At 68.0% G+C, this 9,698-nt stretch carries 7 protein-coding genes; 2 read left to right on the top strand and 5 right to left on the bottom strand.

The window, feature by feature from the left end; genetic code table 11:
• Positions 1-189 precede the first annotated feature (189 nt).
• The 5 genes from Q0Y09_RS06670 to Q0Y09_RS06650 form a co-directional block, all read right to left on the bottom strand.
• Positions 190-1,020 (bottom strand): Mrp/NBP35 family ATP-binding protein, encoded by an 831-nt coding sequence (locus Q0Y09_RS06670; protein ID WP_297719469.1) that lies wholly within the window; start codon positions 1,018-1,020, stop codon positions 190-192.
• 69 nt (positions 1,021-1,089) lie between these two features.
• Positions 1,090-2,613 (bottom strand): coproporphyrinogen dehydrogenase HemZ, encoded by a 1,524-nt coding sequence (gene hemZ, locus Q0Y09_RS06665; protein ID WP_297719466.1) that lies wholly within the window; start codon positions 2,611-2,613, stop codon positions 1,090-1,092.
• A complete protein-coding gene (locus Q0Y09_RS06660; RefSeq protein WP_297719463.1) occupies positions 2,610-3,218 on the bottom strand; it encodes an MBL fold metallo-hydrolase in 609 nt (202 codons plus the stop codon). Before Q0Y09_RS06660 ends, hemZ begins: the two co-directional genes overlap by 4 nt.
• 10 nt (positions 3,219-3,228) lie before the next feature.
• Entirely contained in the window at positions 3,229-3,672 is a 444-nt protein-coding gene (gene dtd / locus Q0Y09_RS06655) for a D-aminoacyl-tRNA deacylase (RefSeq protein ID WP_297719461.1), read from the bottom strand.
• A 20-nt stretch (positions 3,673-3,692) separates the two neighbouring features.
• Positions 3,693-4,760 carry an alanine racemase gene (locus Q0Y09_RS06650; RefSeq protein WP_297719458.1) on the bottom strand — a complete coding sequence of 356 codons (1,068 nt, stop codon included), beginning with the start codon at positions 4,758-4,760 and terminating at the stop codon, positions 3,693-3,695.
• A 168-nt stretch (positions 4,761-4,928) separates the two neighbouring features.
• Between Q0Y09_RS06650 and miaB the strand changes: the two genes are divergently transcribed.
• Together miaB and mutS are read left to right on the top strand one after the other, a co-directional pair.
• Complete coding sequence (gene miaB, locus Q0Y09_RS06645; protein ID WP_367184365.1) at positions 4,929-6,344, top strand: tRNA (N6-isopentenyl adenosine(37)-C2)-methylthiotransferase MiaB; 1,416 nt, start codon at positions 4,929-4,931, stop codon at positions 6,342-6,344.
• 315 nt (positions 6,345-6,659) lie between these two features.
• Positions 6,660-9,257, top strand: a complete 2,598-nt coding sequence (gene mutS / locus Q0Y09_RS06640) for a DNA mismatch repair protein MutS (RefSeq protein WP_297719452.1) — start codon at positions 6,660-6,662, stop codon at positions 9,255-9,257.
• Positions 9,258-9,698: the final 441 nt, after the last annotated feature.

Genomic DNA, 9,698 nt, shown 5'->3' with positions numbered 1-9,698 from the left:
TCCCGCTGCGTTTTCCCCTCTGACAGCATGACTTTGATTTCCGGCAGCAGTCCCTGAACCTGTGTGTAATTTCGTTTCCTCATAACGATACCCCCTGATGTAGTCTATTTTCCTACATCAGGGGGTATTTTGTCACTGTCCGTTTTTACTGGTTCAGTTCACAAGCCGTCCACGGGATTTTTTTGCTTTTTACACCTTTCCGGCGGCCAGCTCCCTGGCCAGGGGCTCCAGGGGATTGGGCTGGAAGGCATCCACGCCGCCGTTGTCGCAGGCGGCGGCCAGGGCCGGGTCGATGGGCAGCTGGGCCAGGACCTTGAGTCCCAGGCCGTCGGCCACCTCCTGGACGCGGCTCTCGCCGAAGATGGCGTGATGCTTGCCGCAGTCAGGACACTGGAAGTAGCTGTAATTTTCCACGATGCCCAGGATGGGAATGTTCATCATCTCGGCCATCTTCACCGCCTTGGTGACGATCATGCTCACCAGGTCCTGGGGGGAGGTGACCACGATGACCCCGTCCACGGGCAGGGACTGGAACACGGTGAGGGGCACGTCGCCGGTGCCGGGGGGCATGTCCACAAACATATAGTCCACGTCGCCCCAGATCACGTCGGTCCAGAACTGTTTGACGGTGCCGGCGATGACGGGTCCCCGCCAGATGACGGGGTCGGTCTCGTGCTCGGTGAGGAGGTTGAGGCTCATGAGCTCCACGCCCCCCTGGCTGACAGCGGGGTAGATGCCCAGCTCGCTGCCCACGGCGTGCTCATGGATGCCGAAGGCGGTGGGGACACTGGGGCCGGTGATGTCGGCGTCCAGCACGGCCACCTTTTTGCCCAGCTGGGCCATGGCGGCGGCCAGGGAGCAGGTGACGGTGGACTTGCCCACGCCGCCCTTGCCGCTCACCACGGCGATGACCTTGCCCACGCTGGAGAGCTCGTTGAGGGGGGCTCTCAGGTCCATGGGGGCGGTGCGCTCCCCGCAGCTCTCGCCGCAGGAGGAACAATCATGGCTGCATTCTGACATGGTGTGTTTTCCTTCTTTCTCGTATGGTGTTCCCCGATGGGGGAGGATGAATGATGGGAAAGGGCCGGGCTAGCCGGCGGGCCAGTCCAGACATTCCTTCTGGGCGGCGATGCCGTCGATGTGCTCGATATACTCCTTGGGGTACTTGGGGTTGCTCAGGCGGGTGATGCCGCCGCCGGGGGAGATGAGCTTGGTCACGCCGCCGGAGCCCAGGGACAGGATGCTGTGGAGCTCCTCCATCATGCAGATGTTGTAGATGCTCTCCGTCCCCGGCCGGCACCAGCCCACGTTCTCAAAGCCGCCGGACATGTACTTCTGGCGGTAGAGGTAGTAGGGGACGTACCCCGCCCTGCGCAGGGTCTGCCAGGCGTAGTCCAGCATGGCGGCCACGGCCTCGCCGTCGGGGAGCCCGCTCCCCTCCAGCATGAGGCGGGAGCCCTTCTTGAGGGCCAGGGTGTGGACGGTGACATTCTCCGCCCCCAGGGCGAGGACCCGGTCCAGGGAGTCCCGGAAGCCGGCCTCGCTGTCGGCGGGGAGCCCGGCGATGAGGTCCATGTTCCGCACCGGGAAGCCGGCCTGGGCCACCAGATCCCAGGCCCGGAGGATGTCCTCCGGGGTGTGGGCCCGGCCAATGGCCCGGAGGACATCCGGCGACATGGACTGGGGGTTCACCGAGACCCGGTCGCAGCCGTGGGCGCGCAGGACGGACAGCTTCTCCGCCGTGATGGTGTCGGGCCGCCCCGCCTCCACGGTGTACTCGGTGCAGCCCGAGAGGTCCACATGGTCCTCCAGGGCGGACATGACCCGGTGGAGCTGGTCAGCCGACAGGGTGGTGGGGGTACCGCCGCCGAAGTAGACCGAGCGCACCTTCCGCCCGGCCCGGCGGAGCCCCGCCCCGGCGGCGGCCACCTCCCGGCACAGGGCCTGGGTGTAGGGCTCCAGCAGGCCCAGGGTCCTGCCCACGTCGGCGGAGACGAAGGAGCAGTAGGCACACCGGGTGGGGCAGAAGGGGACCCCCACATAGAGGGAGACCTCCTCCGGGCCCAGGCGCTCCCGGACGGCCAGGGTGGCCTGGGCGCAGTCCAGGGCCAGCCCGGCCCGGGCGGGGGAGACCCGGTAGTCCTCCTCCAGCTCGGCCCGTGCCGCCTCCAGGGTGCCCCCCGCCGCCAGGATCCGGGTGGGCAGCTTCACCGGGCGCACCCCGGTGAGGGCCCCCCAGGCCGGCTCCCGGCCCAGAAGGGCCGTCCCCGCCTGGTAAAAGGACAGCTTGAGCCCCCGGCTCAGGGGGCGGTAGGCCCGGTCCGGCGGGGCCTCCAGCCCGGCGGCGGGCAGGTCGGTCCGGCCCTCCGCCCTCCGCCCCTCCCAGAGGATCCGGGCGGTGAAGACGACCCGGTCCCCCGCCCGCTCCAGGGTGAGATCAGCCGCGGGGCCCTCCCCCGTCAGGTCGGGCGGGGCGGCGGGGTACTCCGGCTTCTGGCCGGGGAAGAGGGTGAGCATCATCTGCTCCACGGGGTAGTGCCAGCGCCCCTCCGCCCAGCCGAAGCCCAGCTGCCGGAGGTCCGCCCCCTCCGGCCCATGGAAATACAGTCTCATTCCGTCGCCGCCCGCATGTAGTAGTTCTGCCGCCGCTCGGTCTCCAGGGTGGAGAGCCCCTCGTGGCCGGGGCAGACCCGGTAGTCCCCGGGCAGGGCGGCCAGGCGGGCCAGGGAGGCCATGATCTCCTCATAGCTGCCGCCGGGGAAGTCGGTGCGGCCGCAGGAGCCCCGGAAGAGGGTATCCCCGGTGAAGAGGATGTCCCCGGTTTTGAGCACCACCGAGCCCTTGGTGTGGCCGGGGGTGTGGAGGACCTCCACGGGGATGCCGCCCACGCTCACCCGGTCCCCCTCGCCGTAGAAGCGGAGCTGCTCTTTGGGGAGGGGCGGGAACAGGGAGGGGTCGACCCCCTCCACGTCCGCCTGGTGGACATAGACCGGGGTGTTGGGGAAGGCCGCCTCCAGCCCGGACACGCCGCCGGTGTGGTCGTAGTGGGCGTGGGTGAGGAGGATGGAGACAGGGGTCAGGCCGTCCTCCCTGAGCATGCTCAGGATGGCGTCGGCGTCCCCGCCGGGGTCGACGACGGCGCAGACCTTCTCGGTCTCGTCGGCCAGCACATAGCAGTTGGTGCCGATGGGGCCCACCGGCATGGTCTTGACGAACATGGCAAACACCTCACAGATGGTCGGTATCCAGCAAAATGGTGACGGGGCCGTCGTTGACCGAGGCCACCGCCATATCGGCGCCGAACTCCCCGTGCTGGGGCGGGAAGCCCAATGCGGCACACTGGCGCAGGAACTCCTCATAGAGGGGGATGGCCAGGTCCGGCTTGGCCGCCCCGGCAAAGCTGGGCCGGCGGGACCTGGCGTCGGCGTAGAGGGTGAACTGGCTCACCACCAACAGCTCGCCCCCCACGGCGGAGAGGTTCAGGTTCATCTTCTCGTTCTCGTCCTCGAAGACCCGCAGGCCCACCACCTTGTCGGCCAGCCTGGCGGCCTGGGCGGGGGTGTCGTCTGGCCCCACCCCCAGCAGCACCAGGAAGCCCCGGCCAATGGCGCCGTTCACCTTACCATTGATGGTCACGGAGGCCGAGGTCACTCTTGTCACGACTGCTCGCATGGCATAAAACTCCTTCTGACTTATCGGTATACCCGCTGGAGCCCCCTGGCATACAGCGGGTCCACCGGGAAGACCGCCAGGTCCCCCGGCGCGCACTTGAGGTCGGTCACGTCCACCAGCGTCTCGATGGCGCCGGCCCGGCCAATGACCCGGGCCCTCTGCCCGCCGACGCGCAGGTACTGCCGACGGCTCTGCCACCAGGCGCGCAGAAAGGCCGTCAGGCCGGTCTCCCGGGGGCGCTCCACCCCCAGGCCATTCTGGTAGCCCACCGGCACCACCGCCACCCGGGTGGGCCGTTTCAGCCGCACCAGAGGGCCGCCGCCCACGGCGTGCCCCTTGGGGAGCCAGCGGATCTCCTCGATGGCGGCCTCGCCGTAGCCCACGGCGGTCAGCCCGTCCCCCCGGCTGCGGCGGCAGCGGCCCAGGAAGGCCGAGCCCACCCGCACCGCGTCCAGCCGGGCGCTCTCGCAGGTCATGAGGGCGCTGGAGCCGGCGGCATGGACGGTGCCCGTCTCAAAGCCGGCGGCGTGGACAGCCTCCACCACCCCCTGGAACAGGGAGAGCTGCTCCGCCGTCTCCCGCTCCTCCCGTCCGGCGGCGTGGAGCTGGGTGTAGATGCCTGAGAGGGCCACGTTGGGGAGATAGCGGTACATGGAGAGGACCTTTTCCGGCTCGGCGGCCAGGAAGCCGCCGTAGCCCATGCCGGTGTCCACCTGGATGTGGGCCTCCACCACGGTGGAGCGGGCCTCGGCCAGGCCGTTGAGGGCCACCCCCGTGTCGTGGGAGCCGATGGTACACACCACATTGAGGTCGATGAGCCGTTCCAGCTCCTCCCGGTCGGTGGTGGAGCGGAGCATGAGGATCTCCTCGTCCACAAAGCCGGCCTTTCGGAGCTGCGCGGCCTCCTCCGGCTCGGACACCGCGAAGCGGCCGATGCCCTCCGAGCGCAGCAGCCGGGCCAGCTCCACCAGCCCGGCGCCGCCCCCGTCCCCGGTGAGGACGGCGTAGATGGCGGCGCCGGCCGCCCGTTCCTTGATGGCCGCCGCGTTCCGGCGGACGGCCTCCTTCTCGATCACCAGTGCTTTCACGGCGTCCCCGCCTTTCTTTTTTGCGGTGCTCCCATTATATCAGCCCCCGGCGGAAGCGTCAACGAAAACGGCCCCCTTTCCAGGGGGAAAACTCCGGCGGCGCGCTTGTATTTCCGGGGAAAAGCTGATAAAATGAAGGGAAAACCACAAGCCAATGGAGGAAGCGCCTTGAACCAGAACACCACCCGGATCTCCCCGGAGGAGATCGCCCGGCAGAAGGACTTCTGCGCCCAGATCCGCGCCATGAACGCCGCCCTGCCCACCCGGCCCCTGGCCTATGTGGACACCTACGGCTGCCAACAGAACGAGGCCGACTCGGAGCGGCTGCGGGGCTACCTCAGCGAGATGGGCTACGACTTCACCGCTGACGAGACCGCCGCCGACGTCATCATCCTCAACACCTGCGCCATCCGGGAGCACGCCGAGCAGCGTGTCTTTGGCAACCTGGGCGCCCTGGTCCACGCCAAGCGGGACCACCCGGGGCAGATCATCTGTGTCTGCGGCTGCATGGCCCAGGAGTCCCACGTCTCCGCGCGCATCAAGCAGTCCTTCCGCCACGTGGATCTGGTCTTCGGGACCCACGCCCTCTGGCGGTTCCCGGAGCTCCTCTGGCGCATCCACACCCGGCGGGGCCGCATCTTCGACACCCCCGACGAGCCGGGCTCCATCGCCGAGGGCATCCCTGTCCGCCGGGAGGGGAAGGTGAAAGCCTGGGTGTCCATCATGTACGGCTGCAACAACTTCTGCTCCTACTGCATCGTCCCCTACGTCCGGGGCCGGGAGCGGTCCCGGCAGCCGGAGGACATCCTCTCCGAAGTGCGGCAGCTGGCCGGCGAGGGCTATAAGGACATCACCCTTCTGGGCCAGAACGTCAACTCCTACGGCAGGGACCTGGGCCGGGAGGGGGTGGACTTCGCCTGGCTCCTGGAGCAGGTGAACGCCGTGCCCGGGGACTTCCTCATCCGCTTCATGACCAGCCACCCCAAGGACGCCACCGAGCGGCTTTTTGAGACCATGGCCCGGTGTGAGAAGGTGGCCCCCGCCCTCCACCTGCCCTTCCAGGCCGGCAACGACCGGGTCCTCCAGGTCATGAACCGCCGCCACACCATCGCCGCGTACCTGGACAAGGTCCGCGCCCTCCGGGCCCTCATCCCGGACATCGTCCTCACCAGCGACGTCATCGTGGGCTTCCCCGGGGAGACCACCGAGGAGTTTGAGGACACCCTGAAGGTCCTGGAGGAGGTGCGCTTCGACGCCCTCTTCACCTTCATCTACTCCCCCCGGAAGGGGACCCCGGCGGCTGAGATGCCCGACCCCCTCTCCAAGGAGGAGAAGGCGGCCAACTTCCAGCGCCTGGTGGACCTCCAGAACGCCATCTCCGCCGAAAAGCAGGCGGCCTATGTGGGGAAGACCCTGCGCTGTCTGGTGGACGTCCTCAGCGACGACCCCCGGCACAACCTCAACGCCCGCACCGCCGGCGGGCGGCTGGTCCACTTCTCCGGGGACGAGGCCCTGCTGGGGCAGTTCGTGGACCTCAGGATCACCGACACCTCCACCTGGGCCCTCTTCGGCGAGCTGGCCTGACCGTGGTCTGGCAATGATCTTCCTCCCTGGAAGATGAGGAGGTCAAAGGGTAGTGCTCAAAAACCTTCCCCCCTGAGGGGGGAAGGTGCCCCGCAGGGGCGGATGAGGGGACGTTGGATCGAAAAAACAGCCTATACCGTCCACATACCCACCCTCATCCGTCTGGCCTTCGGCCATCCACCTTCCCCCTGGAAGGGGGAAGGTTTTATCAGGCGCGCCGGGTCGGCGCGCCCCACAACAAGAGAGATGGTTCTCCAGACAGCGGCACAGACCGTCTCCATAATCTTTACCTTACTTTTCAGAGGAGGAATCCCCATGCCCGCCGAGACCACACCCATGATGAAGCAATACCTCCAGATGAAGGCGGAGCACCCGGACTGCATCCTCATGTTCCGGCTGGGGGATTTCTACGAGATGTTCAACGAGGACGCCAAGCTGGTGTCCCAGGAGCTGGACCTCACCCTCACCACCCGGGACCGGAACAAGCCCCCGGAGGAGCGCACTCCCATGTGCGGCGTGCCCTACCACTCGGTGGAGGCCTACCTCTCCCGGCTTATCGCCAAGGGCTACAAGGTGGCCATCTGCGAGCAGATGGAGGACCCCGCCGCCGCCAAGGGCCTGGTGGAGCGGGACATCATCCGCATCGTCACCCCCGGCACCCTGATGGAGTCCTCCATGCTGGAGGAGGGGCGCAACAACTTCATCGCCGCCGTCTGCCTGGAGGGAGAGGGGGCGGGAGTCTGCTTCTGCGACATCTCCACCGGCGAGGTCTCCGCCGCCGCCTTTGCCGGGGCGGGCTGGGAGGAGCACCTATCCAACGAGTTGGGCCGCTTCTCCCCCCGGGAGGCCGTTCTGGACGCCGCCGCCTGGGACTGCCGGAGCCTGCGGGACTTTTTGAAGGTCCGGCTGGAGTGCCGGTGCGAGCGGGGGAACGAGGCCGACTTCGCCCCTGACCGGGCCTGGGACCTCTGCCGGAACCAGTTCCGCTCCGGGCTGGACGGCCTGCCCCCGGAGGGGGAGTACGCCGTCCGGGCCTGCGGGGGCCTGCTCACCTACCTCTATGAGACCCAGAAGACCGACCTCGCCCACCTCACCGCCTTCCGCTACTGCACCGGCGGGGAGTTCATGGAGCTGGACCTTACCGCCCGGCGGAACCTGGAGCTCACCGAGACCCTGCGGGGCAAGGAGAAGAAGGGCTCCCTCCTCTGGGTGCTGGACAAGACCCGCACCGCCATGGGAGGGCGGCTCATCCGGTCCTGGATGGAGCGGCCCCTTCTCTCCCCGGCCCAGATCAACAAGCGGCTGGACGCTGTGGAGGAGCTGGTGGGGGACGCCGTCGCCCGCCAGGAGCTCTCTGCCTGTCTCCGGGAGGTTACCGACCTGGAGCGGCTCATCGGGCGCATCGTCTACGGCACCGCCGGGGCCCGGGACCTGGCCGCCCTCTCCGCCGGCCTGGGGAAGCTCCCCCGGCTCCGGGACCTGCTCTCCCCCTTCTCCTCGTCCCTCCTCACCGTCCTGCGGGAGGCCATGGACGACCTGCCTGCCCTCCGGGACACCCTGGACCGGGCCCTGGTGGAGGAGCCCCCCTTCTCCGTCCGGGAGGGCGGCTTCATCCGCCCGGGCTGGAACGCCGACGTGGACCGGCTCCGGGACATCCAGACCAACGGCAAGGACATGGTGGCCCAGGTGGAGGCCAGGGAGAAGGAGCGCACCGGCATCAAGAGCCTGAAGGTGGGCTACAACAAGGTCTTCGGCTACTACATCGAGGTCTCCAAGTCCTACTACGACCAGGTCCCCGAGGACTATATCCGCAAGCAGACCCTGGTCAACTGCGAGCGTTTCATCACCCAGGAGCTCAAGGAGATGGAGCACACCATCCTCTCCGCCCAGGACAGGCGCACCGCCCTGGAATACGAGCTCTTCTGCCAGCTCCGGGAGGCCGCCGCCGCCCAGGTGGACGCCGTACAGCGCACCGCCGCCGCCGTGGCCCAGGCCGACGTCCTCCTCTCCTTCGCCACAGTGGCCGCCGAGAACCGCTACTGCAAGCCGGAGGTGGACCTCTCCGACCACCTGGACATCGTGGAGGGCCGCCACCCGGTGGTGGAAAAGGTCCTGAAGGACGCCCTCTTCGTCCCCAACGACGTCCACCTGGACGGAAAGGACCACCTGGTGGCCATCATCACGGGGCCCAACATGGCGGGCAAGTCCACCTACATGCGCCAGACCGCCCTCACCGTCCTCATGGCCCAGATGGGCTCCTTCGTCCCCGCCAAAAGCGCCCGCATCGGCGTGGTGGACCGGGTCTTTACCCGCATCGGCGCCAGCGACGACCTCTCCGCCGGGCAGTCCACCTTTATGGTGGAGATGACCGAGGTGGCCGAGCTTTTGAAGAACGCCACCGCCAAGAGTCTCCTCATTCTGGACGAGATTGGCCGGGGCACCTCCACCTACGACGGCATGGCCATCGCCCGGGCGGTGCTGGAACACTGCGCCGACAAGCGCCGCCTGGGGTGCAAAACCCTCTTTGCCACCCACTACCACGAGCTCACCTGCCTGGAGGGGGAGATCCCCGGGGTGAAGAACTTCAACGTCCACGCCAAAAAGCGGAAGGACGACGTCATCTTCCTGCGCAAGATCGTCCCCGGCCCCGCCGACCAGAGCTACGGCATCGAGGTGGCCTCCCTGGCCGGGGTGCCCGACCGGGTCATCCGCCGGTCCCGGGAGATCCTGGACCAGCTGGAGCGGGAGGGAGCGCCCGCCCCCGCCCCCGTTCAGGCCCCCGCCGACGACCAGATGTCCTTCCTGGACATGGGGGCCAGTCAGGCGGCTGACCGGCTGCGCCGGACCGACCTGGACACCCTCACCCCCATCGAGGCCCTCAATCTGGTCTACGAGCTCAAAAAGCTGCTGTAAGGCTCCCTGCGGCACCGGGTCACTTCCCCGCGTCCCGTCATTCTGAGGCCGCAGGCCGAAGAATCCGCAGCCCACACCCCCTGACGTCACACAAAGAGACCGGGGAAACGGGTCCTTCGCTGACGCTCAGGATGACGCATGGGGGGCGCGACGACCTCGGCGCGCCAAACCATCCCGCCGTAGGGGCGGCCTGTGGCCGCCCGCAGACCAGCGCGGTACCACTCTGGACGGGCGGCTGGTAGCCGCCCCTACAAAACGCCGCAGCGTTGGCGTAGGGGCCGATGTCCCCATCGGCCCGCGCAGCGTGATCTGTACCCTGCCACTCCCTCAGTCGCCTGCGGCGACAGCTCCCTCAAAGAGGGAGCCACCGGATTCTTCGGCTCCGCCTCAGAACGACAGGGTGCTCAAATGGGCCATATCCCTGTTTTGTGGGGCGCGGCT

This window comes from Intestinimonas sp. (assembly GCF_026169115.1).
Lineage (GTDB): Bacteria > Bacillota > Clostridia > Oscillospirales > Oscillospiraceae > Intestinimonas.
The sequence above is the reverse complement of the archived record's forward strand: the minus strand, read 5'-3'. Positions and strand labels throughout refer to the sequence as shown.